Source organism: Pantoea sp. X-Soil-OKNW-713, from assembly GCF_059730685.1.
In genome coordinates, this window is record NZ_AP035995.1 from 802,156 (window position 1) to 826,498 (window position 24,343).

Genomic DNA, 24,343 nt, shown 5'->3' on the forward strand with positions numbered 1-24,343 from the left:
CTTATCAGGAATTAAGGTGTCATCGTGAAACTGGATGAAATCGCGCGCCTGGCTGGCGTGTCGCGCACTACGGCCAGCTATGTGATCAATGGCAAAGCGCGGCAATATCGTGTCAGCGACAAAACCGTCGAGAAAGTGATGGCGGTGGTGCGTGAGTACAATTATCACCCGAATGCCGTGGCGGCGGGCCTGCGCGCCGGGCGTACCCGTTCCATTGGGCTGGTGATCCCCGATCTGGAAAACACCAGCTATACGCGCATTGCCAATTACCTTGAGCGCCAGGCGCGGCAGCGTGGATATCAACTGCTGATCGCCTGTTCTGAAGATCAGCCTGATAACGAGATGCGCTGCATTGAACATCTTTTGCAGCGTCAGGTTGATGCGATCATTGTTTCTACTTCACTACCGCCGGAACACCCGTTTTATCAGCGCTGGATCAACGATCCGCTGCCGATCATTGCGCTGGACCGTGCGCTGGATCGTGAACATTTTACCAGCGTGGTCGGTGCCGATCAGGATGATGCCCAGCAACTGGCCGCTGAATTGCGTCAGCTGCCGGTGAAAAACGTCCTGTTCCTTGGCGCGCTGCCGGAGCTGTCGGTGAGCTTCCTGCGCGAAATGGGTTTCCGTGAGGCGTGGAAAGGCGACGAGCGCCCAATCGATTATATCTACTGCAATAGCTTTGAACGCACGGCTGCCGCGGCGCTGTTCGAGAAATATCTGGAAGATCATCCCATGCCAGAGGCGTTGTTCACCACCTCATTCGGTCTGTTACAGGGGGTGATGGATGTGACGCTGAAACGTGACGGGCGTCTGCCAACCGACCTGGCGATTGCCACCTTTGGCGACCACGAATTGTTGGATTTCCTTGAGTGTCCGGTACTGGCCGTAGGGCAGCGTCATCGTGATGTTGCGGAACGCGTGCTTGAACTTGTTTTAGCGTCACTGGATGAACCTCGAAAACCGAAGCCGGGTTTAACCCGAATTCGACGTAATTTATTTCGCCGTGGTCAATTAAGCCGTCGGACAAAATGAATCGGTGGGGTGGCGTGCTGCCCCACTTTATTAACCAGCCGGTTAATTTTCCCTGCCATCATTCAGGTAAAAAAGCGTAAATTTTCACCTGATTTGCTAACAAATTAAACTGCCTGGCTTTTCTTATTTGTTTACATCTTCGGCAGCAGCGGGTAGCAGAGCTGTCGCGATGGTGCTGGGCTTCTTTTCGGAAATCCCCTAAAATGCAGCCGCTGTCGCATAACGCGGGATATTTATCTTAACGGGGCAACGCGCTTTATTTTTCGCCATTTTTCATGACGCGAAAATTTTTATTCCATTATTCATCAGGTTAATTTTTATTTTGCCATTCATCGTCTTCTTCCACCCTTCTTTGAATAATTTCACCCGCTGTAAAGAGTGATATTCACTCGCCGTTGCGGCTTGACAAGGATTTCATCGGCTCCGTAAACTCTTTTCGTGGTAAAATGTGGGATAAAGTGGTGAAAAAGGGTATCTGAGGGGTGAGGCTGGCATGTTCCGTGGGGCAACGTTAGTCAATCTCGACAGCAAGGGGCGGCTGGCCGTACCAACACGCTATCGTGAATTGCTGATCGCAGAGTCTCAGGGTCAAATGGTTTGCACCATCGACCTCCATCAGCCCTGCCTGCTGCTTTATACCCTGCCCGAATGGGAAATCATTGAGAAAAAGCTGTCTCGCTTATCCAGCATGAACCCCGCCGAGCGTCGCGTGCAGCGTCTGCTGTTGGGGCATGCCAGTGAGTGTCAGATGGATAATGCAGGCCGCTTGTTGTTGGCAAATACCCTTCGCCAACATGCGAGCCTGACGAAAGAAGTGATGCTGGTCGGCCAGTTCAACAAGTTTGAACTGTGGGATGAACAGACCTGGTATCAACAAGTTAAGGATGATATTGACGCAGAACAGTCAGCTCAGGAACCTTTATCTGAGCGGTTGCAGGACTTGTCGCTATAGCTATGCAGGAAAATTTCAAACACACCACAGTGCTGCTGGATGAGGCGGTAAACGCTCTCAATATCAGGGAAGACGGCATATACATTGACGGCACTTTTGGTCGCGGTGGTCACTCCAGATTGATCCTTTCGCAACTTGGCGCGAACGGGCAGCTACTGGCGATTGATCGCGATCCGCAAGCCATAGCCGCAGCCGCTGAGATAAAAGATCCGCGCTTCTCGATCGTGCATGGGCCGTTTTCGGCACTGGCGGAATACGTAACCGAGCGCGGGCTGACCGGCAAGATCGACGGCGTTTTACTCGATTTAGGCGTGTCATCGCCGCAGTTGGATGACGCAGAACGTGGTTTCTCTTTCATGCGTGATGGGCCGTTGGACATGCGCATGGACCCGACGCGTGGCCAGTCAGCGTCGGAATGGTTACTCAGCGCTGAAGAAGCCGATATCGCTTTTGTGCTGAAGACCTACGGTGAGGAACGTTTTGCCAAGCGCATTGCCCGGGCGATTGTCGAGCGCAACCGCGAGCAGCCGATGACGCGCACCAAAGAGTTGGCTGAAGTGATTGCTGCGGCAACACCGGTAAAAGATAAATTCAAGCATCCGGCGACCCGCAGTTTTCAGGCGATTCGTATCTGGATCAACAGTGAACTGGAAGAGATCGACACCGCGCTGAAAGGGGCGTTGTCAGTACTGGCACCTGGCGGCAGATTGTCCGTGATCAGCTTCCACTCACTGGAGGATCGCCTGGTGAAACGCTTTATGCGCGATCAGAGCCGTGGTCCGCAAGTACCGGCAGGTATCCCAATGACCGAAACGCAGTTGAAGGCGTTGGGTGGTCGGGAACTGAAAACGCTTGGCAAGCTGGTGCCGGGCGAAGCCGAAGTCGCTGATAACCCACGCGCACGCAGTTCGGTGCTGCGTATTGCTGAAAGGACAGCGTCATGATCGGAAACGAGCGTCATAGCCTGCCCGGTGTCATTGGTGGCGATCTGCTGCGTTTTGGCAAGATTCCGGTGCTGTTGCTGGTGGCGGTCCTGATTTCCGCGATGCTGGTGGTCACGACCACGCATAAGACGCGTCGTCTGACGGCAGAACGTGAACAGTTGGTGCTGGAGCGTGATGCCCTGGATATTGAGTGGCGCAACCTGATTCTGGAAGAAAACGCGCTCGGCGATCACAGCCGGGTAGAACGAATCGCAACCGAGAAATTGCAAATGCAGCATGTCGATCCTTCACAGGAAAACATTGTGGTGCAGCAATAAGGAATCTCAGAACCTGATGAGCGGCGCAAGCAAAACGCTGAAGTTAAAAAAACCGGAAGATAAGGCCAGCTTTGTAAGCTGGCGTTTTGCGTTGCTGTGCGGCTGTATTTTACTGGCGCTGGGTGGCCTGTTATCGCGTGTTGCCTGGTTGCAGGTGATTAATCCTGACAAACTGGTGAAAGAAGGGGATTTGCGTTCACTGCGTGTGCAGGCAGTCCCTACCGCGCGTGGCATGATCAGCGATCGCGCCGGGCGTCCGTTGGCGGTCAGCGTGCCGGTGAACGCCATCTGGGCCGATCCGAAAGAACTTAATGAACACGGCGGCGTCTCTGTTGATAGCCGCTGGAAAGCGCTGTCGGATGCGCTGTCGATCCCGCTCGACCAACTCGCCTCACGCATCAACGCCAACCCGAAAGGGCGTTTTGTTTATCTGGCCCGTCAGGTGAACCCGGCGATCGGCGAATATGTCAAAAAACTCAAGCTTCCCGGTATCTATCTGCGTGAAGAGTCTCGTCGCTACTATCCGGCTGGTCAGGTTACTGCCCACCTGATTGGCTTTACCAATATCGACGGTCAGGGTATTGAAGGCACAGAAAAAAGCTTCGACAAATGGCTGACCGGTGAACCTGGCGAACGTACGGTGCGTAAAGATCGTTACGGTCGCGTGATTGAAGATATCTCCTCGGTGGATAGCCGCGCCGCCCATAACCTGACGCTGAGCATTGATGAACGTTTGCAGGCGCTGGTGTATCGCGAACTGAATAACGCGGTGGCCTTTAACAAAGCCGAATCGGGTTCTGCGGTGTTGGTGGACGTTAACACCGGTGAAGTGCTGGCGATGGCTAACAGCCCGGCCTATAACCCGAACAACCTTGCTAACACGCCAAAAGATGTGATGCGTAACCGCGCAATTACCGACATCTTCGAGCCTGGCTCCACCGTTAAGCCGATGGTGGTGATGACTGCCCTGCAACGCGGCGTGGTGAAAGAAAACAGCGTACTGAATACCGTGCCTTATCGTATCAATGGTCATGAGATCAAAGATGTGGCGCGCTACAACGAATTGACCCTGACCGGGGTCCTACAGAAGTCGAGTAACGTCGGGGTTTCACGTCTGGCGTTAGCGATGCCGTCCTCAGCACTCGTAGACACTTACGCGCGCTTTGGGCTGGGTAAGGCGACCAATTTGGGGTTGGTCGGAGAAAGCAGTGGCTTATATCCTCAAAAACAACGGTGGTCTGACATAGAGAGGGCCACCTTCTCTTTCGGCTACGGGCTAATGGTAACGCCGTTACAGTTAGCGCGAGTCTACGCAACCATTGGCAGCTATGGCGTCTATCGTCCGCTGTCGATTACCAAAGTTGATCCACCGGTTGCCGGTGAACGTGTTTTCCCGGAAGACCTGGTGAAAACTGTGGTGCATATGATGGAAAGCGTTGCTCTGCCGGGTGGCGGTGGCGTTAAGGCCGCCATCAAGGGCTATCGCATTGCGATCAAAACCGGTACCGCGAAGAAAGTCGGTCCCGATGGACGTTACGTCAATAAATACATTGCTTACACCGCAGGCGTAGCGCCTGCCAGTCATCCTCGTTTTGCTTTGGTGGTGGTGATCAACGATCCCCAGGCCGGTAAATATTATGGTGGTGCGGTCTCCGCGCCGGTGTTTGGTGCCATCATGGGCGGCGTACTGCGTACCATGAACATCGAACCCGATGCGCTACCGGTAAATGATAAGAACGATTTGGTGAAGAACCAGAGTGAGGAATCAAGTGACAGATCGTAACCTGCGCGACTTACTGGCCCCTTGGGTGCCGGGCGCGCCGGCGCGTCCACTCCGTGACATGACACTGGACAGCCGCTCTGCGGCTTCTGGCGATCTGTTTATCGCCGTGGCGGGCCATCATGCTGATGGACGTCGATTTATTCCGCAGGCTATTGCCCAGGGCGTGGCGGCAGTGATTGCCGAAGCCGAAGGTGAAGCCAGCGATGGAGATATCCGCGAGATACATGGTGTCCCGGTTATCTATCTGGCGCAGTTGCCGCAGCGTCTCTCGGCACTGGCTGGACGCTTTTATCAGCAACCTGCTGAAAAACTGAAATTAATTGGTGTCACCGGCACCAACGGCAAAACCACCACCACCCAATTGATCGCGCAGTGGGCCAATCTGCTGGGCGAGACGGGCGCGGTGATGGGGACGGTGGGTAATGGTCTGTATGGCCAACTGGCACCGACGGAAAATACCACCGGTTCCGCCGTGGATGTTCAGCATGTCCTGCACGACCTGGTAGGCCAGGGCGCAACGCTGGCGGCGATGGAAGTGTCGTCGCATGGCCTGGTACAGCATCGTGTTGCTGCTCTGCCGTTTGCTGCTGCGGTGTTTACCAATCTGAGTCGCGATCACCTCGATTATCACGGTGACATGCAAAGCTACGAAGCGGCCAAATGGTTGTTGTTCTCTGAACACCATGTTGGTGCGGCGATTATCAACGCGGATGACGAGGTTGGACGTCGCTGGCTGGCAAACCTGCCGGATGCCGTTGCCGTCACCATGGCGGATAACCTGCAACCCGGTTGTCATGGCCGCTGGCTGAAAGCCACCGCCGTAAACTATCACGATGGCGGGGCGCATATCCGCTTCAGCTCCAGTTGGGGTGATGGCGAGTTTGACAGCCGCCTGATGGGGGCTTTTAACGTTAGCAACCTGTTGCTGGCTTTGGCAACGCTGCTGTCGCTGGAATACCCACTGGATGCCCTGGTCAGCAGCGCATCGCAGTTACTGCCGGTCACAGGTCGTATGGAAGTGTTTAGTGCGCCGGAAAAACCTACGGTAGTGGTTGATTACGCCCATACGCCAGATGCGCTGGAGAAAGCGCTGGAAGCAGCGCGCCTGCACTGTAAAGGTCAGTTATGGTGCCTGTTTGGTTGTGGTGGCGATCGCGATAAAGGCAAGCGCCCGCTGATGGGGGCGATTGCTGAACAGTTTGCTGACGTGGTGGTGATCACCGATGACAACCCACGTAGTGAAGATCCGCAGGCAATCGTGAATGACATCTTGACCGGATTGCTCGATCCTGGCCGCGCGCGCGTGGTAGCGGGGCGGGCGCAGGCGGTCACCAACGCCATTATGCAAGCCAAAGCCGAGGATATCGTGCTGGTGGCAGGTAAAGGGCACGAAGATTATCAGATCGTCGGCAATCGCCGCCTGGACTATTCCGACCGCGACACGGTCGCCCGTTTACTGGGGGTAATGGCATGATCCCGATTTCCCTCGACACACTGGCTAACGTCAGTGGCGGTACGTTGTACGGAAGCGATGCAACCGTCAACGACGTGGTCACCGATACCCGAAAAGTGACAGCAGGGTGCCTGTTTGTCGCCCTGGTAGGTGAACGCTTTGATGCACACGACTTTGTCGGCGATGCGATCGCCAGCGGCGCGCAAGCGTTGCTGGTAAGTAAGCACTTGCCTGTCGCGGTGCCGCAGGTCGTGGTGGCCGATACCCGTATCGCTTTTGGTCAACTGGCTGCCTGGGTGCGCCAACAGGCAAAAGCCCGTGTGGTCGCGTTGACCGGCTCGTCCGGCAAAACCTCAGTTAAAGAGATGACCGCCGCGATTCTGCGCGAGTGTGGTGAGACGCTGTATACCGCCGGTAACCTGAATAATGACTTCGGCGTGCCGATGACGCTGCTGCGTCTGACCAAAGACCATGACTACGCGGTGATTGAGCTGGGTGCGAACCACCAGGGCGAGATTGCCTATACCACCGATTTAACACGCCCGGAGACGGCGCTGGTGAATAACCTTGCCGCAGCGCATCTGGAAGGTTTCGGTTCGCTTGCCGGTGTCGCCAAAGCCAAAGGTGAGATTTTTGGTGGCTTACCGGAGCATGGCACGGCCATTATCAACGCCGACAGCAATGATCTGGCGAACTGGCAACCGTTGCTGGCGGGTAAAACCTTGTGGCGTTTTTCACCACAACCGCAGGCTGAGGTGGAGTTTGGTGCCAGCGATATCCAACTGCGCGCCGATGCCACCGCATTCACGCTGCACACCCCGCACGGTGATATCGCGGTGACGCTACCGCTGCCGGGCCGCCACAATATTGCCAACGCCCTGGCCGCAGCCGCGTTGGCACTGTCGGTAGATGCACCTCTCAGCGCAATTCAGGCAGGTCTGACGAAATTACAGCCGGTTCCAGGCCGCCTCTTCCCGGTTCGTCTGGCTGAGCATCAACTGCTGATTGATGATAGCTACAACGCCAATGTGGGATCGATGACTGCTGCCGCGCAGGTGCTGGGCGATATGCCGGGCTATCGCGTCATGGTGGTCGGCGATATGGCGGAACTTGGTGATGAGACGGAGTCCTGTCACCGTCAGGTCGGCGAGGCGGCGAAAGCCGCTGGAATTGATTGTGTACTGAGCACCGGACGCTTTAGTCAGTTGATCAGTGAAAACAGTGGCAATGGCGAACATTTCGCCAGCAAAGCCGCGCTGATTGAACGTTTACGGACGTTATTGTCCGAACATCAGGAGTTAACGATTTTGATTAAAGGTTCGCGTAGTGCCGCCATGGAGCAGGTAGTACAGAGCTTACAGGAGAAAGGAACATGTTAGTTTGGCTGGCCGAGCATCTGGTCGCACTTTATTCCGGCTTTAACGTCTTTTCCTATTTGACGTTTCGCGCCATTGTCAGCCTGCTGACCGCTCTGTTCCTCTCTCTGTGGATGGGCCCACGCCTGATTGCCTGGCTGCAAAAGCTGCAAATTGGTCAGGTAGTACGTAACGATGGCCCTGAGTCGCACTTCAGTAAGCGCGGCACCCCGACAATGGGCGGCCTGATGATTCTCACTTCCATCACCGTATCGGTGTTGATGTGGGCATATCCGTCCAACCCGTATGTCTGGTGCGTATTGGTGGTACTGGTTGGATTCGGTGTGATTGGCTTTGTCGATGATTACCGCAAAGTGGTACGCAAAGACACCAAAGGGTTAATCGCCCGCTGGAAATACTTCTGGATGTCGGTGATTTCGCTCGGTGTGGCGTTCGCGCTCTACCTGGCGGGTAAAGACACCCCGGCGACAGAGCTGGTGGTGCCGTTCTTCAAAGACATCATGCCGCAGCTGGGGCTGTTTTACATTCTGCTGGCTTACTTTGTGATTGTAGGGACGGGGAACGCCGTCAACCTGACCGACGGTCTGGATGGTCTGGCAATCATGCCGACCGTGTTCGTCGCTGCCGGCTTTGCGTTGGTTGCCTGGGCGACCGGTAACGTGAAGTTTGCTGAGTATCTGCATATCCCTTATCTGCGTCATGCGGGGGAACTGGTGATCGTGTGTACCGCGATTGTCGGTGCAGGCCTCGGTTTCCTGTGGTTCAACACCTATCCGGCGCAAGTTTTTATGGGTGATGTCGGTTCGCTGGCGCTGGGTGGCGCACTCGGTACCATCGCGGTGCTGCTGCGTCAGGAATTTTTGCTGGTGATCATGGGTGGCGTGTTCGTGGTGGAGACGCTGTCAGTGATCCTCCAGGTGGGGTCGTTCAAGCTGCGCGGACAACGCATTTTCCGCATGGCACCGATTCACCATCACTATGAATTGAAAGGCTGGCCGGAGCCGCGCGTGATCGTGCGCTTCTGGATTATTTCGCTGATGCTGGTGCTGATTGGCCTGGCAACGCTGAAGGTACGTTAATCATGGCTGACTATCGGGGCAGAAAAGTCGTCATCATCGGGTTGGGTCTGACCGGCCTCTCCTGTGTTGATTTCTTTTTAGCGCAGGGCGTAACGCCCCGCGTGATGGACACCCGTGTGTCACCGCCGGGTCTGGATAAGCTGCCAGAACAGGTGGAGCGCTATGTCGGTGGACTGAACAACGACTGGTTGCTGGCGGCCGATTTAATTATCGCCAGCCCAGGTATTGCCCTTGCGCACCCGGCCTTGAGCGAAGCGGCAGATGCCGGTATCGAAATCGTGGGTGATATCGAGCTGTTCTGTCGTGAAGCGCAGGCACCGATTGTGGCGATTACCGGCTCTAACGGTAAAAGCACCGTGACCACCCTGGTGGGCGAAATGGCGCGTGCCGCAGGCTGGCAGGTGGGTGTGGGTGGCAATATCGGTTTACCGGCGTTGTCACTGCTGAAATCCCCGGCTCAGCTGTACGTGCTGGAACTCTCCAGCTTCCAGCTGGAAACCACCTACAGCCTGAAAGCCGCTGCGGCGACCATCCTCAACGTGACGGAAGATCATATGGATCGCTATCCGTTGGGTATGCAGCAGTACCGCGCTGCCAAACTGCGCATCTACGAAAATGCCCGGATTTGTGTGGTTAACGCCGATGACGGCATGACCATGCCGGTACGCGGTGCCGATACCCGCTGCGTCAGCTTTGGTATCGATATCGGTGATTATCATCTCAACCGGCAGCAGGGCAGTACCTGGTTGCGTGTGAAAGGTGAGAAGGTGCTGAACACCGACGAAATGAAGCTGGTGGGGCAACATAACTACACCAATGCGTTAGCGGCGCTGGCGCTGGCTGATGCGGTGAATATCCCGCGAGCCTCCAGCCTGAAAGCGCTGACCACCTTTACCGGCTTGCCGCATCGTTTCCAACTGGCGCATGAAGCGCACGGCATTCGTTGGATTAACGACTCCAAAGCCACCAATGTTGGCAGCACTGAAGCCGCGTTGAATGGTTTGCAGGTCAAAGGCACGCTGTGGTTACTGCTGGGCGGCGATGGTAAATCCGCTGATTTCAGCCCGTTGGCGCGTTATCTGCAAGGTGACAACGTGCGACTGTTCTGCTTTGGCCGTGACGGCGATGCACTGGCGGCCTTACGGCCGGACGTGGCTACCCGCACTGAAACCATGCAGCAGGCAATGGAACAGATCGCGCAGCAGGCAAAAGCGGGCGATATGGTGCTGCTGTCACCAGCCTGCGCCAGCCTCGATCAGTTCCGTAATTTTGAACAGCGTGGCGATCAGTTCGCGCAACTGGCGAAGGAGTTAGGCTGATGCGCATTCCCGGTGCCGGTGTAGCCAGCTTCCTCTCCCTGCGCCTGAAAGATTGGGTGATGGGCGCGCGGGAAAACGAAGATGCGCCGGTGGTGCTGTACGACCGCACGCTGCTGTGGCTGACGTTTGGTCTGGCCCTGGTGGGCTTCATTATGGTGACCTCGGCCTCAATGCCGGTGGGCCAGCGTTTGAATGAAGACCCGTTCTATTTTGCCAAGCGTGATGCTTTTTATATCGCACTGGCGTTCGGTATGGCGCTGGTCACTTTGCGCGTGCCGATGGATTTCTGGCAACGCTACAGCAATGCCATGCTGGTGGTGTCCGTAGTGATGCTGCTGGTGGTGCTGGTGGTGGGTAGCTCGGTCAACGGTGCATCGCGCTGGATTGCATTGGGACCGCTGCGTATTCAGCCTGCGGAGCTATCGAAGCTGTCGCTGTTCTGCTATCTCGCCAGCTATCTGGTGCGCAAAGTGGAAGAGGTGCGTAACAACTTCTGGGGCTTCTGTAAACCGATGGGCGTGATGGTGGTGCTGGCGGTGTTACTGCTGGCGCAGCCCGACCTCGGAACGGTGGTGGTGCTGTTTGTCACCACGCTGGCGATGCTGTTTCTGGCAGGCGCGAAGTTGTGGCAGTTCCTCGCAATCATCGGTTCCGGTATTTTCGCCGTGGTGCTGCTGATTATCGCGGAACCCTATCGTATGCGTCGTGTGACGTCGTTCTGGAACCCGTGGGAAGATCCGTTTGGTAGCGGCTACCAGTTAACCCAGTCATTGATGGCGTTTGGCCGTGGTGAGTTCTGGGGGCAGGGGCTGGGCAACTCGGTGCAGAAACTGGAGTATCTGCCGGAAGCGCATACCGACTTTATCTTCTCCATCATCGGTGAAGAATTGGGTTATGCCGGTGTGGTTTTGGCGCTGTTGATGGTATTCTTCGTCGCTTTTCGCGCGATGTCGATTGGCCGTCGCGCGCTGGAGATCGACCAACGTTTTTCCGGCTTTCTGGCCTGTTCCATCGGCGTATGGTTCAGCTTCCAGGCATTGGTTAACGTCGGTGCGGCTGCCGGTATGCTGCCGACCAAAGGTCTGACGTTACCGCTAATTAGTTACGGTGGTTCCAGTTTGATCATTATGTCGACGGCCATCGTGTTTTTGTTGCGCATAGATTATGAAACGCGTCTGGCGAAAGCTCAGGCGTTTACCCGAGGTGGTCGATGAGTGGGAAGCGACTGATGGTGATGGCAGGTGGAACCGGTGGACATGTGTTCCCTGGTCTGGCTGTCGCCCATCATCTGATGGAACAGGGCTGGCAGGTACGCTGGCTGGGGACCGCCGATCGCATGGAAGCCGATCTGGTGCCAAAACATGGTATCGAGATTGATTTTATCCGCATCAGCGGATTACGTGGCAAAGGGGTGAAAGCCCAACTGCTGGCACCGCTGCGCATCTTTAATGCCTGGCGTCAGGCGCGCCGCATCATGAAGAACTGGCAGCCAGATGTGGTATTGGGTATGGGCGGTTATGTGTCTGGCCCTGGTGGTCTGGCGGCATGGAGCTGCGGTATCCCGGTGGTGCTGCATGAACAGAACGGTATCGCCGGGCTGACCAACAAATGGCTGGCAAAGATCGCCAGCAAAGTGATGCAGGCTTTTCCCGGCGCATTCCCCAATGCGGATGTGGTCGGAAACCCGGTACGTACCGATGTGTTGGCGCTGCCGTTACCTGCTGAACGCCTGACTGGGCGTAGCGGTCCGGTGCGTGTGCTGGTCGTAGGGGGCAGCCAGGGGGCGCGCATCCTCAATCAGACGCTGCCGCAGGTTGCCGCTGAACTCGGTGATGTCATCACGTTATGGCATCAGACCGGCAAAGGTGCGCTGGAGACGGTGCAACAGGCGTATCGCGATGCGGGTCAGCCGCAGCATAAAGTCACCGAGTTCATCGATGACATGGCTGCTGCTTATGCCTGGGCTGATGTGGTGGTGTGCCGTTCCGGTGCGCTGACCGTCAGTGAAGTGGCCGCCGCAGGCTTACCGGCGATTTTCGTGCCTTTCATGCATAAGGATCGTCAGCAGTACTGGAATGCGTTGCCGCTGGAGCAGGCGGGCGCAGCCAAAATTTTTGAGCAGCCGCAGTTCACCGCGGCTGTGGTCGCGGAGACGCTGCGCCACTGGGATCGCGCTACCTTGCTGGAGATGGCAGAAAAAGCCCGCCAGGTGGCGATTCCCGATGCAACTGAACGGGTTGCTCAGGAAGTTGCGCGCGCCGCGAAGTAAGTTAATCGGTCAGTCAGATTGACCCGTACCTGGTTCAGGTACAAATGGAAAACACAGGTAACAGAGACAGATGAATACACAACAATTGGCAAAACTGCGTTCCATTGTGCCCGAGATGCGTCGCGTCCGGCACATCCACTTTGTCGGCATTGGCGGTGCTGGCATGGGCGGTATTGCCGAAGTGTTGGCGAACGAAGGTTATCATATTAGCGGTTCCGATTTGGCACCCAACCCGGTGACGCAGCATCTGGCATCGCTGGGCGCAACGATCTATTTCAACCATCGCCCGGAAAACGTGACCGATGCGAGTGTGGTGGTGGTCTCCACTGCCGTGGCGCAGGACAACCCGGAACTGGTGGCGGCGCGTGAGCAGCGTATCCCGGTAATTCGTCGCGCAGAGATGCTGGCGGAGCTGATGCGCTTCCGCCACGGCATCGCGATTGCCGGTACGCACGGCAAAACCACCACTACCGCGATGGTAGCCAGTATTTATGCCGAAGGTGGCCTGGATCCGACCTTCGTCAACGGTGGCCTGGTGAAAGCCGCAGGTACCCATGCACGGCTGGGCAGCAGTCGCTATCTGATTGCTGAAGCGGATGAAAGCGATGCGTCGTTCCTGCATCTGCAACCGATGGTGGCGATTGTCACCAATATCGAAGCCGATCATATGGATACCTATCAGGGCGATTTCGAGAACCTGAAACAGACGTTTATCAATTTCCTGCATAACCTGCCGTTTTACGGCCGTGCGGTGATGTGTGTCGATGATGTGGTGATCCGCGATCTGATCCCGCGCGTCGGCCGTCAACTCACCACCTATGGTTTTAGCGAAGATGCTGATGTGCGCATCGAAAATTATGAGCAGCGTGGTGCTCAGGGGCACTTCACCCTGATTCGTCACGACAAGCCAGTGCTGCATGTGACGCTGAATGCGCCGGGTCGCCATAACGCGCTCAACGCAGCGGCTGCGGTGGCGGTAGCGACCGAAGAAGGCATCGACGACAACGCGATTCTGGCTGCGCTCGAAAGCTTCCAGGGCACGGGCCGACGTTTTGATGTGCTGGGTGAGTTTGATACCGCCCCGGTTAACGGTACGCCGGGTAGCGCGATGCTGGTCGACGATTATGGTCATCACCCCACCGAGGTGGATGTGACGATCAAAGCTGCGCGCGCTGGCTGGCCAGAGAAAAAACTGGTGATGGTATTTCAGCCGCATCGTTACACGCGCACCCGCGATCTGTTTGACGACTTTGCCAACGTGTTGTCACAGGTGGATGTGCTGCTGATGCTGGATGTGTATCCGGCGGGCGAAGCCGCGATTCCGGGAGCGGATAGCCGTTCGCTGTGCCGCGCGATTCGCGGTCGCGGCAAAGTTGATCCGATTCTGGTGTCTGAACACGATGCGCTGCCAGAGACGCTGGCACCCCTGTTGAGTGGCAACGACCTGGTGATTGTTCAGGGCGCAGGTAATATTGGCAAAATCGCGCGCAAGCTGGCGGAAATCCGTTTGCAGCCCGCAGTGAAGGCGGAGGTGCGCAATGGCTGAGAAGGTAGCGGTTTTGTTTGGCGGCACCTCGGCGGAGCGTGAAGTTTCGTTGATGTCCGGTAGCGCGGTGCTGGCTGGATTGCGCGAGATGGGTATTGACGCGCATCCGGTGGATACGCGCGATGTTTCAGTTCTCACCCTGAAACAACAAGGATTTGATAAAGCTTTCATTGCCCTGCATGGTCGTGGCGGTGAAGACGGTACTTTGCAGGCGGTGCTGGAATTCCAGCAGATCCCCTACACCGGCAGCGGTGTTATGGCCTCGGCGATCACCATGGATAAACTGCGCAGCAAATTGCTGTGGCAGGGCAGGGGATTGCCGGCTGGAAAATTTGTCTGGCTGACGCGTCAGCAGCAGGAAAATGGGCTGGATGCGCAGACGTTGGCCGATATTGATGCACTGGGCTTACCGGTGTTCGTCAAACCAAGCTGCGAAGGTTCAAGCGTGGGGATCAGTCGGGTTAATACGCGCGATGCGTTACCGGCGGCGCTGGCAGAAGCGTTTCGTCACGATGATGACGTGCTGGTGGAAGCGTTTTTGAGTGGTGCGGAATACACCGTCGGCATTTTAGGCGACCAGATTCTGCCATCCATCAAAATTCAAACCGCCAGTGAGTTCTATGACTATGAAGCAAAATACATTTCTGACGATACTCAATACTTCTGCCCGAGCGGCTTGAGTGCTGAGCGTGAAGCAGAATTGCAGGCGTTGGTACTGGCGGCCTGGCGGGCATTAGGTTGCAGCGGCTGGGGACGAGTGGATGTGATGGTCGACGGTGAGGATAATTTCCAGCTGCTGGAAGTGAATACTTCGCCGGGAATGACCAGCCATAGTCTGGTGCCGATGGCAGCGAAGCAGGCGGGACTCAGCTTCCCGCAGCTGGTTGCCCGTATTCTGGAGTTGGCCGACTGATATGTCACAGGCGGCGCTGAACGTACGCAACCGCGAACCCCAGGAGCGCACGCGCTCCGGGCGTAGCAACGGTGCCCGGCTTTTCGGCATCGTGTTCCTGCTGATTGTGTTAGGCATTATGGTGGCTGGCGGGCTGGTGGTGTTGAAGTGGATGAACGATGCATCCCGCCTGCCATTATCGAAACTGGTGGTGACCGGTGAAACGCATTACACCACGCACGATGACATTCGCCAGGCGATTTTGTCACTCGGCGCACCGGGCACCTTTATGTCGCAGGATGTCGACATTATCCAGCAGCAAATTGAACGTTTGCCGTGGATTAAACAGGTCAGCGTGCGCAAGCAGTGGCCTGATGAGCTGAAGATTAACCTGGTAGAGTATGTTCCGGTGGCTCGCTGGAATGACCTGCACATGGTGGACGCTGATGGTGTCTCCTTCAGTATCCCGGCCAGTCACATTGGTAAAGAAACCATGCCAATGCTGTACGGGCCGGAAGGCAGTGAGAAAGAGGTGTTGGCCGGGTATCACACCATGAGTAATGTACTGAAGGCCAGCAAGTTTACCCTGAAGGTCGCGTCGATGACGGCGCGGCGCTCGTGGCAGCTGGTGACCAGCGATGATGTGCGCATCGAGTTGGGGCGCAGCGATACCATGAAGCGTCTGAACCGTTTTATTGAGCTCTACCCGGAACTGCAACAGCAGGCCCAGAGCGGTAACAAGCGCATCAGCTATGTCGATTTGCGCTATGACTCGGGTGCTGCCGTAGGATGGACACCGGCACCGTTAGAGCCACAGGAAGTCAATCAGCAACAGAACCAGGCACAGGCTAAACAACAATGATCAAGGCAACGGACAGAAAACTGGTAGTAGGACTTGAAATCGGCACCGCGAAGGTCGCCGCCCTGGTTGGGGAAATTCTGCCCGATGGTATGGTCAACATTATTGGGGTGGGCAGCTGCCCGTCTCGCGGTATGGACAAAGGTGGCGTGAATGACCTTGAGTCGGTGGTGAAATGCGTGCAGCGCGCCATCGATCAGGCTGAACTGATGGCAGATTGCCAGATTTCTTCCGTCTACCTTGCTTTATCGGGCAAACATATCAGTTGTCAGAACGAAATCGGGATGGTTCCGATTTCCGAAGAGGAAGTCACTCAGGATGATGTAGAGAACGTGGTGCATACCGCTAAATCGGTTCGCGTTCGTGATGAACATCGTATCCTGCATGTGATTCCGCAGGAATATGCCATCGACTACCAGGAAGGCATTAAGAATCCGGTTGGGCTGTCCGGTGTGCGCATGCAGGCGAAAGTTCATTTGATCACCTGCCACAACGATATGGCGAAAAATATCGTGAAGGCGGTGGAACGATGCGGCCTGAAAGTGGACCAACTGATTTTTGCCGGTTTGGCTTCCAGTTTCTCGGTGTTGACGGAAGATGAGCGCGAATTGGGCGTGTGCGTGGTCGACATCGGTGGCGGTACTATGGATATCGCGGTGTATACCGGCGGCGCGCTGCGTCACACCAAAGTGATCCCGTATGCCGGGAACGTGGTGACCAGCGATATCGCTTACGCCTTTGGTACACCGCCGACGGACGCTGAAGCGATTAAAGTTCGTCATGGCTGCGCGCTGGGTTCCATCGTCGGTAAAGACGAGAATGTGGAAGTCCCGAGTGTGGGTGGACGCCCACCGCGTAGTTTGCAGCGTCAGACGCTGGCAGAAGTGATTGAGCCGCGTTACACCGAACTGCTGAATCTGGTGAATGACGAGATTCTGCAATTGCAGGAACAGCTGCGCCAGCAGGGCGTGAAGCACCATCTGGCAGCCGGTATTGTGCTGACCGGTGGCGCGGCGCAGATTGAAGGCCTGGCGGCCTGCGCCCAGCGTGTTTTTCACACGCAGGTGCGTATTGGTCAGCCACTGAACATCACCGGCCTGACGGATTATGCGCAGGAGCCGTACTATTCAACCGCAGTTGGTCTGCTGCATTACGGCAAAGAGTCACATATGAATGGTGATGCGGAAACGGAAAAACGTGCTTCAGTGGGTAACTGGTTCAAACGAATCAACAGCTGGCTGAAGAAAGAGTTTTAATTTTTGTAAAAGGGGATCATGCTGGCAGTTTTTATGATCTCCAGGCGACAGGCACATAACGGAGAGAAATCATGTTTGAACCTATGGAATTGACCAATGACGCGGTGATTAAAGTCATCGGCGTCGGCGGTGGCGGTGGCAACGCCGTAGAACACATGGTACGCGAGCGTATCGAAGGTGTGGAATTCTTCGCTGTGAACACCGACGCGCAGGCGTTACGTAAAACGGCGGTCGGCCAGACTATCCAGATCGGGACCAATATCACCAAGGGTCTGGGTGCGGGTGCAAACCCGGAAGTTGGTCGCACCTCAGCGGAAGAAGATCGCGAAGCACTGCGTTCTGCGCTGGATGGGGCAGACATGGTGTTTATTGCGGCGGGCATGGGCGGCGGCACCGGTACGGGTGCGGCACCGGTGGTTGCAGAAGTCGCGAAAGATTTGGGTATCCTGACCGTTGCGGTGGTGACTAAGCCCTTCAACTTCGAAGGTAAAAAGCGCATGGCTTTTGCCGAGCAGGGTATCGCTGAACTGTCGAAGCATGTCGATTCACTGATCACGATTCCGAACGACAAGCTGCTGAAAGTGCTGGGTCGTGGCATTTCTCTGCTGGATGCCTTCGGTGCAGCTAACGACGTACTGAAAGGTGCGGTGCAGGGTATCGCCGAGCTGATTACCCGTCCGGGTCTGATGAACGTTGACTTCGCCGACGTACGTACGGTGATGTCAGAGATGGGTTACGCCATGATGGGTTCTGGCGTGGCATGTGGTGAAGACCGTGCGGAAGAAGCGGCCGAAATGGCGATCTCCAGCCCGCTGCTGGAAGATATCGACCTGTCTGGCGCGCGTGGGGTGCTGGTTAACATCACCGCTGGCTTCGATCTGCGTCTCGACGAGTTCGAAACCGTGGGTAACACCATCCGTGCCTTCGCTTCAGACAACGCTACCGTGGTAATCGGTACTTCTCTGGATCCAGAGATGAACGATGAACTGCGTGTGACCGTGGTCGCGACTGGTATCGGTATGGACAAGCGTCCGGAAATCACCCTGGTGACCAACAAACCGGCCAGCCAGCCAGTGATGGACCATCGTTACCAGCAGCATGGCATGGCGCCGCTGCCGCAGGAGCAAAAACCTGCTGCGAAAGTGGTTAACGACCCGGCTGCTTCGTCAAGCAAAGAGCCTGACTATCTGGATATTCCGGCGTTTCTGCGTAAGCAGGCCGACTAAGAATATCCCGAGAATTGGGATTCTCCGCTCTTTGTGCTAAAGTGTTCGCCCGCCGGTAATTTATACTGGCGGTCGGATGGGTAATATTGCGAGATAATGCGATGATCAAACAAAGGACATTAAAACGTATTGTTCAGGCGACTGGCGTCGGTTTACATACCGGCAAAAAAGTCACGCTGACCTTACGCCCTGCGTCGGCTAATACCGGGGTCATCTATCGTCGCACAGACTTGAATCCACCGGTAGATTTCCCGGCTGATGCAAAATACGTGCGCGACACCATGCTGAGTACTTGCCTGGTGAATGATGAAGGCGTGCGTATTTCGACCGTAGAACACCTGAATGCCGCGCTGGCGGGTCTGGGTATCGACAACATCATTGTTGAAGTTGATGCGCCGGAAATCCCGATCATGGACGGCAGTGCTGCACCTTTTATCTATCTGCTGATGGATGCGGGCATCGAAGAGCTGAACAGCGCGAAGAAATTTGTGCGTGTTAAGCAAGCGGTGCGCGTTGAAGATGGCGACAAGTGGGCAGAGATTAAACCGTACAATGGTTTCTCACTCGACTTCACCATCGATTTCAAACATCCGGCAATTGATTCAAGTTCGCAGCGCTATCAGCTGAACTTCTCGGCCGAGGCGTTTGTTCGCCAGATCAGCCGTGCGCGTACTTTCGGCTTTATGCGTGAAATCGAATATCTGCAGTCTAAAGGCCTGTGCCTGGGCGGTAGTTTAGATTGTGCGATTGGCCTCGATGATTTCCGCGTACTGAACGAAGAAGGTCTGCGCTTTGAGGATGAGTTCGTTCGTCACAAAATGCTGGACGCGATCGGCGACCTGTTTATGTGCGGCCACAACGTTATTGGCGCGTTTACCGCCTTTAAATCAGGCCATGCATTGAACAACAAGCTGCTGCAAGCGGTACTGGCGAAGCAGGAAGCCTGGGAATGGGCAACCTTCGAAGACGAAGCTGAACTGCCGCTGGCATTCAAAGCACCCAATCTGGTTCTGGCGTAAGTCAGACATAAAACGGCGGGTCTCCCTGACACTCTCTCCGGTCAGTGGAACCTGCCGTTTTTTTATTCTCTATCCTTTCTGCGTAACGACTCGCATTTCACTGCCAACACGGGTTAGTTCTTGTACGAAAAAGCGTGAATTCGTCCGACGACCATTGAATCACTGGTGTGGAAGCCACACATAAATGCTATTATCAGGCGCCTGAATTGGCAGGGTAAGTACCGCCGCAGGCGGGAATACTATTTTACTGAAGCATTGTGGACGGGTTGTGATCGGGATTTTCTCACGCTGGCGACAATTTGGCAGACGCTACTTCTGGCCGCATCTCCTGTTGGGGATGGTTGCAGCCAGTTTTGGCTTGCCCGCGTGTGCGCAAACCTCCGAACCTACTTCCGCTGATACGCCTGTCAGCAGCCTGTTTGTCGGTAATATCGTCCGTTTCGACCACCTGATCCGTCTCCAGGAAACGGCACGCCGCCCAAGTTTTAATGTCGATTACTGGCATCAACATGCCATTCGCACCGTTATTCGCCATCTCTCTTTCAGCATGACGCCACCGGCGCAGGCGCAGAGCGATCAGGTGGCTCCGCTGGCAGCACAAAAGCTGGCGCTCATCGATTCATTACAAGCATTGCTGACTTCACCGGCGATGCCACAGATGGTTGCCGAACCGCAACGTGCTGTTCGCGTCTCAGAACCGCAAATTAATACCCCCGCTTTCTGGTTGTCTGCTCTTCAGGGCATTCGCGCCGGACCTTCATTGCTCAACTGCTAACCTTTTTCACTCACTTTGTTTAGATTGCGCAGTTCGTGGTGTCACGACTGAATTGAGAAAATAATTATCATGTTAATCAAATTATTAACTAAAGTTTTTGGTAGTAGCAATGATCGTACTTTGCGCCGCATGCGCAAAGTCGTGGATGTCATCAATAAGATGGAGCCGGATTTTGAAAAGCTCTCCGATGACGAACTGAAAGCGAAAACGGGTTTATTCCGCGAGCGTCTGGAAAAAGGTGAAAGCCTGGAAAGCTTGATCCCGGAAGCCTTCGCCACCGTACGTGAAGCAAGTAAGCGTGTGTTTGGCATGCGCCACTTCGACGTGCAGTTGATTGGCGGCATGGTACTCAACGAACGTTGCATCGCTGAGATGCGTACCGGTGAAGGTAAAACCCTGACGGCTACGCTGCCTGCTTACCTGAATGCCCTGAGTGGCAAAGGCGTCCACGTCGTAACCGTGAACGATTACCTTGCTCAACGTGACGCCGAAAATAACCGTCCACTGTTTGAATTCCTTGGTCTGACCGTGGGTATCAACCTGCCAGGTATGCCGTCAATTGCCAAACGCGCTGCCTATGCTGCCGATATCACCTACGGTACCAACAACGAGTATGGTTTCGACTATCTGCGTGACAACATGGCTTTCAGCCCGGAAGAGCGCGTGCAGCGTAAACTGCATTATGCGCTGGTGGATGAGGTCGACTCCATCCTGATCGATGAAGCGCGTACGCCGCTGATCATCTCTGGCCCGGCTGAAGACAGCTCTGACCTGTATATCAAGGTCAACAAAATCATCCCGCACCTGATCCGTCAGGAAAAAGAAGATTCCGATACCTTCCAGGGCGAAGGTGACTTCTGGGTGGATGAAAAAGCGCGTCAGGCACATATGACTGAGCGCGGTCTGGTTAAAGTCGAAGAACTGCTGGTTAGCCAGAACATTATGGATGAGGGTGAATCTCTCTATTCACCGACCAACATTATGCTGATGCACCATGTCACTGCGGCTCTGCGTGCGCATGCGTTGTTCACCCGTGACGTTGACTACATCGTTAAAGATGGTGAGGTTGTGATCGTTGATGAACACACCGGTCGTACGATGCAGGGACGTCGTTGGTCAGATGGTCTGCATCAGGCGGTTGAAGCCAAAGAAGGCGTGGAGATCCAGAACGAAAACCAGACGCTGGCGTCCATCACTTTCCAGAACTATTTCCGTATCTACGAAAAACTGGCCGGCATGACCGGTACAGCGGATACCGAAGCTTTTGAATTTAGCTCGATCTACAAACTCGATACCATCGTGGTGCCAACCAACCGTCCGATGGTGCGTAAAGATATGGCCGATCTGGTCTACATGACCGAGAAAGAGAAGATTGATGCCATCATTGAAGATATTCGTGCCTGTACTGCCAATGGGCAGCCGGTGCTGGTGGGTACTATTTCAATTGAAAAATCTGAAGTGGTCTCCAACGAACTGACGCGTGCCGGCATCAAACACAGCGTACTGAACGCCAAATTCCACGCCCGCGAAGCAGATATCGTGGCACAGGCTGGTCAGCCTGGTGCTGTGACCATCGCCACAAACATGGCGGGTCGTGGTACTGACATTATGCTGGGTGGTAACTGGCATGCGGAAGTGGCGGAGCTGGAAGCGCCAACCGACGCACAGATTGAAGAAATCAAAGCCGCCTGGCAGCAGCGTCATGAAGCGGTTCTGGCTGCCGGTGGTTTACATATTATCGGTACTGAGCGCCATGAATCGCGTCGTATCGATAACCAGCTGCGTGGCCGTGCGGGCCGTCAGGGTGACGCTGGTTCTTCACGTTTCTACCTGTCAATGGAAGATGCATTGATGCGTATCTTCGCCTCGGATCGTGTCTCTAACATGATGCGTAAGCTGGGGATGAAGCCAGGTGAAGCGATTGAACACCCGTGGGTAACCAAAGCGATTGCCAATGCGCAGCGTAAAGTAGAAAGCCGTAACTTCGATATCCGTAAGCAGCTGCTTGAGTATGATGATGTTGCTAACGATCAGCGCCGCGCGATCTACAGCCAGCGTAACGAGCTGCTGGATGTGTCTGACGTATCAGAAACCATCAACAGCATCCGTGAGGATGTGTTTAAAGCAACCATCGACACCTATATTCCGCCGCAGTCGCTGGAGGAAATGTGGGATGTGCCTGGCCTTGAAGAGCGTCTGCGTACTGATTTCGACTTGGATCTGCCGATTGCGGAATGGCTGGATAAAGAACCTGACCTGCATGAAGAGACGCTGCGCGAGCGCATCATGAAGCATGCGACAGAAAGCTACGCTGCCAAAGAAGAAGTGGTGGGCGTGGAAATGATGCGTAACTTTGAAAAAGGCGTGATGCTGCAAACGCTGGACTCACTGTGGAAAGAGCATCTGGCGGCGATGGATTATCTGCGTCAGGGTATTCATCTGCGTGGTTATGCGCAGAAAGATCCGAAGCAGGAATACAAGCGCGAATCTTTCTCCATGTTTGCCGCCATGCTGGAATCGCTGAAATACGAAGTGATCAGCACCCTGAGCAAGGTTCAGGTGCGTATGCCGGAAGAAGTTGAAGCGATGGAGCAACAGCGTCGTGAAGAAGCTGAGCGTCTGGCACAGCAGCAGCAGTTGAGTCATGTGGATGATGAGACCGCAGCGGCTGCCGCGCTGGCGGCGCAGGGCGGCGAACGCAAGGTCGGTCGTAACGATCCTTGCCCGTGTGGTTCAGGTAAAAAATATAAGCAGTGCCACGGCCGTCTGGCCTGATAAAGAAAGGAGCCGATTGGCTCCTTTTTTTATGCGTTTTCACGGTGACTGCTTTAGAATCAGCGACTCATTTTATTCTTTTAGCGGAATTCAGCTTATGAAACACCTGCAAGTCGCGGTGGGCATCATTCGCAATGCCAGTCACCAGATCTTCCTTGCTCAACGTGCAGCAAGTTCCCACATGGCTAACAAATGGGAGTTTCCTGGCGGCAAAATCGAACAGGACGAAACCGCTGAACAGGCGTTGAAGCGTGAGCTAATGGAAGAGACGGGTATTGAAGTGACGGCAGCTCAGCCAATTGGGCAGGCTGATCACAGCTATGAAGATTTGCGTGTCACGCTGCATTTCTTTCTGGTGGAAGGTTGGCATGGCGAGCCCTGGGGTAAGGAAGGGCAGCCGCAACGCTGGGTCGAGCAAACAGCCTTGGTTGCAGAAGAATTCCCACCCGCAAACCATGCATTGATTGCACGCCTGGTGGCGGGCGAAATCTGATATCAGGGGCCAGGCCCCTGATAGTTACTGTTGTTCTTCGCTCCAGTCGTCGCTGTCGGTCATATCACCGCTGCTGGCAATACGTTTTTCTTCTGCTGCCCATTCGCCTAAATCAATCAGCTGGCAACGTTTGCTACAAAATGGGCGCCAGGGACTCAGTTCGTCCCACATCACGTCTTTACCGCAATTGGGGCAAGGTACAACAATCATCTCTTCCTGCATAACATCCTCTAACAACAGGCCAGTTCAAAGTTAAGTCGTTCGGGTACTTCACCACGTTCACTGTCCAGCGGCAGGAAGCGAATGGCATAACGGCTCTTATGGCCGGAGACTTGCGGGTATAAGGCATCTTCCAGTGTGAGTTGCAGCCGCAACAAATCAGCACCTTCGGCGTTATCCTGATAAAACCCGTTCAGGCTGGTTTGATTGCGAAACACACCCGATTGGCGAACTAAATCGAGGATCATCGCAAGGCTGTTACGCAGTGGATTAAGCGATTCCAGCCAGGCGTTGACTTGTGCATCACGCATCGTTTGTTCGAGATGCAACCAAATATGCAGGCCGGGCAAATCAAAACTACAGCAACCACCAGGAATGCTCAGGCGCTGACGAACCAGCCCAATCAGACGATCTTCACGTAATTGCTGGCCCATACGGGGTGCCTGTAACAGCTCGCTCGATTGCTGTTTTAGCTGTTTGCTTAACGTCTGCACTCGTTGCAGATCCACTCCCGGGACATCGAGCCAGGCGCGCAACTTTTGCTGCTGGCGTTCCTGTTCTTTCAGCAGTTCAGTGCGCATGTCACCCCGTTCAAAGATGTCCAGCAAATCGGCAAGAATGCGGAAGACACCCAGCGCGGAAACGGAACTGGTGACGGGGATGGTTTCGTGCAATTGGTTAAGCAGAAATTCGACGCGTAACCAGGTACGCATTTTCTCATTCAGGGGATGTTCAAACAGAACGACTGTACTCATG

22 protein-coding genes are annotated in these 24,343 nt (G+C 55.1%); 20 read left to right on the forward strand and 2 right to left on the reverse strand.

Annotated features, from left to right (window positions below; genetic code table 11):
• Positions 1–24: 24 nt before the first annotated feature.
• The 20 genes from cra to mutT all read left to right on the forward strand — a co-directional run bounded on the left by cra (position 25) and on the right by mutT (position 23,368).
• Entirely contained in the window at positions 25–1,035 is a 1,011-nt protein-coding gene (cra, locus tag AC6I8R_RS03575) for a catabolite repressor/activator (protein WP_021184748.1), read from the forward strand.
• A gap of 493 nt (positions 1,036–1,528) precedes the next feature.
• Complete coding sequence (gene mraZ, locus AC6I8R_RS03580) at positions 1,529–1,987, forward strand: division/cell wall cluster transcriptional repressor MraZ (protein WP_021184747.1); 459 nt, start codon at positions 1,529–1,531, stop codon at positions 1,985–1,987.
• A gap of 2 nt (positions 1,988–1,989) precedes the next feature.
• Positions 1,990–2,931, forward strand: coding sequence for a 16S rRNA (cytosine(1402)-N(4))-methyltransferase RsmH (gene rsmH, locus AC6I8R_RS03585; protein ID WP_021184745.1), 942 nt, complete (start codon positions 1,990–1,992; stop codon positions 2,929–2,931).
• Positions 2,928–3,248, forward strand: coding sequence for a cell division protein FtsL (gene ftsL, locus AC6I8R_RS03590; protein WP_021184744.1), 321 nt, complete (start codon positions 2,928–2,930; stop codon positions 3,246–3,248). The genes rsmH and ftsL overlap by 4 nt, the downstream gene beginning before the upstream one ends.
• A gap of 16 nt (positions 3,249–3,264) precedes the next feature.
• A complete protein-coding gene (locus AC6I8R_RS03595; RefSeq protein WP_021184743.1) occupies positions 3,265–5,031 on the forward strand; it encodes a peptidoglycan glycosyltransferase FtsI in 1,767 nt (588 codons plus the stop codon).
• Positions 5,018–6,505 carry a UDP-N-acetylmuramoyl-L-alanyl-D-glutamate--2,6-diaminopimelate ligase gene (gene murE / locus AC6I8R_RS03600; RefSeq protein ID WP_021184742.1) on the forward strand — a complete coding sequence of 496 codons (1,488 nt, stop codon included), beginning with the start codon at positions 5,018–5,020 and terminating at the stop codon, positions 6,503–6,505. The genes AC6I8R_RS03595 and murE overlap by 14 nt, the downstream gene beginning before the upstream one ends.
• Complete coding sequence (gene murF, locus AC6I8R_RS03605; protein ID WP_021184741.1) at positions 6,502–7,863, forward strand: UDP-N-acetylmuramoyl-tripeptide--D-alanyl-D-alanine ligase; 1,362 nt, start codon at positions 6,502–6,504, stop codon at positions 7,861–7,863. The genes murE and murF overlap by 4 nt, the downstream gene beginning before the upstream one ends.
• Positions 7,857–8,939 (forward strand): phospho-N-acetylmuramoyl-pentapeptide-transferase, encoded by a 1,083-nt coding sequence (gene mraY, locus AC6I8R_RS03610; protein ID WP_013507854.1) that lies wholly within the window; start codon positions 7,857–7,859, stop codon positions 8,937–8,939. The genes murF and mraY overlap by 7 nt, the downstream gene beginning before the upstream one ends.
• Positions 8,940–8,941: 2 nt before the next feature.
• Positions 8,942–10,258, forward strand: coding sequence for a UDP-N-acetylmuramoyl-L-alanine--D-glutamate ligase (murD, locus tag AC6I8R_RS03615; RefSeq protein WP_021184740.1), 1,317 nt, complete (start codon positions 8,942–8,944; stop codon positions 10,256–10,258).
• The gene (ftsW, locus tag AC6I8R_RS03620; protein ID WP_021184739.1) at positions 10,258–11,472 is read left to right on the forward strand and encodes a cell division protein FtsW; all 1,215 of its coding nucleotides are present in this window, start codon (positions 10,258–10,260) and stop codon (positions 11,470–11,472) included. Before murD ends, ftsW begins: the two co-directional genes overlap by 1 nt.
• Positions 11,469–12,527: an undecaprenyldiphospho-muramoylpentapeptide beta-N-acetylglucosaminyltransferase gene (murG, locus tag AC6I8R_RS03625; protein WP_415173440.1), complete on the forward strand. Its 1,059-nt coding sequence runs from the start codon at positions 11,469–11,471 to the stop codon at positions 12,525–12,527. Before ftsW ends, murG begins: the two co-directional genes overlap by 4 nt.
• Before the next feature lie 70 nt (positions 12,528–12,597).
• Positions 12,598–14,073 (forward strand): UDP-N-acetylmuramate--L-alanine ligase, encoded by a 1,476-nt coding sequence (gene murC, locus AC6I8R_RS03630; protein WP_208724782.1) that lies wholly within the window; start codon positions 12,598–12,600, stop codon positions 14,071–14,073.
• The gene (locus AC6I8R_RS03635; protein WP_415173441.1) at positions 14,066–14,986 is read left to right on the forward strand and encodes a D-alanine--D-alanine ligase; all 921 of its coding nucleotides are present in this window, start codon (positions 14,066–14,068) and stop codon (positions 14,984–14,986) included. The genes murC and AC6I8R_RS03635 overlap by 8 nt, the downstream gene beginning before the upstream one ends.
• A gap of 1 nt (position 14,987) precedes the next feature.
• Positions 14,988–15,827, forward strand: a complete 840-nt coding sequence (ftsQ, locus tag AC6I8R_RS03640) for a cell division protein FtsQ (RefSeq protein WP_497831920.1) — start codon at positions 14,988–14,990, stop codon at positions 15,825–15,827.
• Positions 15,824–17,080 (forward strand): cell division protein FtsA, encoded by a 1,257-nt coding sequence (ftsA, locus tag AC6I8R_RS03645; protein WP_013507861.1) that lies wholly within the window; start codon positions 15,824–15,826, stop codon positions 17,078–17,080. The genes ftsQ and ftsA overlap by 4 nt, the downstream gene beginning before the upstream one ends.
• A gap of 71 nt (positions 17,081–17,151) precedes the next feature.
• Complete coding sequence (gene ftsZ, locus AC6I8R_RS03650; RefSeq protein ID WP_021184734.1) at positions 17,152–18,306, forward strand: cell division protein FtsZ; 1,155 nt, start codon at positions 17,152–17,154, stop codon at positions 18,304–18,306.
• 101 nt (positions 18,307–18,407) lie between these two features.
• The gene (lpxC, locus tag AC6I8R_RS03655) at positions 18,408–19,325 is read left to right on the forward strand and encodes a UDP-3-O-acyl-N-acetylglucosamine deacetylase (RefSeq protein WP_021184733.1); all 918 of its coding nucleotides are present in this window, start codon (positions 18,408–18,410) and stop codon (positions 19,323–19,325) included.
• Positions 19,326–19,593: 268 nt separating this feature from the next.
• Positions 19,594–20,100, forward strand: coding sequence for a secA translation cis-regulator SecM (secM, locus tag AC6I8R_RS03660; protein ID WP_208724784.1), 507 nt, complete (start codon positions 19,594–19,596; stop codon positions 20,098–20,100).
• Between the two features lie 69 nt (positions 20,101–20,169).
• Positions 20,170–22,875 (forward strand): preprotein translocase subunit SecA, encoded by a 2,706-nt coding sequence (gene secA / locus AC6I8R_RS03665; RefSeq protein WP_021184731.1) that lies wholly within the window; start codon positions 20,170–20,172, stop codon positions 22,873–22,875.
• 97 nt (positions 22,876–22,972) lie between these two features.
• Positions 22,973–23,368, forward strand: coding sequence for an 8-oxo-dGTP diphosphatase MutT (mutT, locus tag AC6I8R_RS03670; protein WP_021184730.1), 396 nt, complete (start codon positions 22,973–22,975; stop codon positions 23,366–23,368).
• A 24-nt stretch (positions 23,369–23,392) separates the two neighbouring features.
• Here the strand turns inward: mutT and yacG are convergent, their stop codons facing one another.
• Both yacG and zapD read right to left on the reverse strand, forming a co-directional pair.
• Positions 23,393–23,590, reverse strand: a complete 198-nt coding sequence (gene yacG / locus AC6I8R_RS03675; protein WP_021184729.1) for a DNA gyrase inhibitor YacG — start codon at positions 23,588–23,590, stop codon at positions 23,393–23,395.
• Between the two features lie 8 nt (positions 23,591–23,598).
• Positions 23,599–24,342 (reverse strand): cell division protein ZapD, encoded by a 744-nt coding sequence (gene zapD, locus AC6I8R_RS03680; RefSeq protein ID WP_021184728.1) that lies wholly within the window; start codon positions 24,340–24,342, stop codon positions 23,599–23,601.
• Between the last annotated feature and the right edge of the window lies 1 nt (position 24,343).

What these genes read in the sequence shown, in the direction of transcription:
- mraZ (WP_021184747.1), top strand. Translation starts at nt 1,529, where the DNA reads ATGTTCCGTGGGGCAACGTTAGTCAATCTCGACAGCAAGGGGCGGCTG.
- rsmH (WP_021184745.1), top strand. Translation starts at nt 1,990, where the DNA reads ATGCAGGAAAATTTCAAACACACCACAGTGCTGCTGGATGAGGCGGTA.
- ftsL (WP_021184744.1), top strand. Translation starts at nt 2,928, where the DNA reads ATGATCGGAAACGAGCGTCATAGCCTGCCCGGTGTCATTGGTGGCGAT.
- AC6I8R_RS03595 (WP_021184743.1), top strand. Translation starts at nt 3,265, where the DNA reads ATGAGCGGCGCAAGCAAAACGCTGAAGTTAAAAAAACCGGAAGATAAG.
- murF (WP_021184741.1), top strand. Translation starts at nt 6,502, where the DNA reads ATGATCCCGATTTCCCTCGACACACTGGCTAACGTCAGTGGCGGTACG.
- mraY (WP_013507854.1), top strand. Translation starts at nt 7,857, where the DNA reads ATGTTAGTTTGGCTGGCCGAGCATCTGGTCGCACTTTATTCCGGCTTT.
- murD (WP_021184740.1), top strand. Translation starts at nt 8,942, where the DNA reads ATGGCTGACTATCGGGGCAGAAAAGTCGTCATCATCGGGTTGGGTCTG.
- ftsW (WP_021184739.1), top strand. Translation starts at nt 10,258, where the DNA reads ATGCGCATTCCCGGTGCCGGTGTAGCCAGCTTCCTCTCCCTGCGCCTG.
- murG (WP_415173440.1), top strand. Translation starts at nt 11,469, where the DNA reads ATGAGTGGGAAGCGACTGATGGTGATGGCAGGTGGAACCGGTGGACAT.
- murC (WP_208724782.1), top strand. Translation starts at nt 12,598, where the DNA reads ATGAATACACAACAATTGGCAAAACTGCGTTCCATTGTGCCCGAGATG.
- AC6I8R_RS03635 (WP_415173441.1), top strand. Translation starts at nt 14,066, where the DNA reads ATGGCTGAGAAGGTAGCGGTTTTGTTTGGCGGCACCTCGGCGGAGCGT.
- ftsQ (WP_497831920.1), top strand. Translation starts at nt 14,988, where the DNA reads ATGTCACAGGCGGCGCTGAACGTACGCAACCGCGAACCCCAGGAGCGC.
- ftsA (WP_013507861.1), top strand. Translation starts at nt 15,824, where the DNA reads ATGATCAAGGCAACGGACAGAAAACTGGTAGTAGGACTTGAAATCGGC.
- ftsZ (WP_021184734.1), top strand. Translation starts at nt 17,152, where the DNA reads ATGTTTGAACCTATGGAATTGACCAATGACGCGGTGATTAAAGTCATC.
- lpxC (WP_021184733.1), top strand. Translation starts at nt 18,408, where the DNA reads ATGATCAAACAAAGGACATTAAAACGTATTGTTCAGGCGACTGGCGTC.
- secA (WP_021184731.1), top strand. Translation starts at nt 20,170, where the DNA reads ATGTTAATCAAATTATTAACTAAAGTTTTTGGTAGTAGCAATGATCGT.
- mutT (WP_021184730.1), top strand. Translation starts at nt 22,973, where the DNA reads ATGAAACACCTGCAAGTCGCGGTGGGCATCATTCGCAATGCCAGTCAC.
- yacG (WP_021184729.1), bottom strand. Translation starts at nt 23,590, where the DNA reads ATGCAGGAAGAGATGATTGTTGTACCTTGCCCCAATTGCGGTAAAGAC.
- zapD (WP_021184728.1), bottom strand. Translation starts at nt 24,342, where the DNA reads ATGAGTACAGTCGTTCTGTTTGAACATCCCCTGAATGAGAAAATGCGT.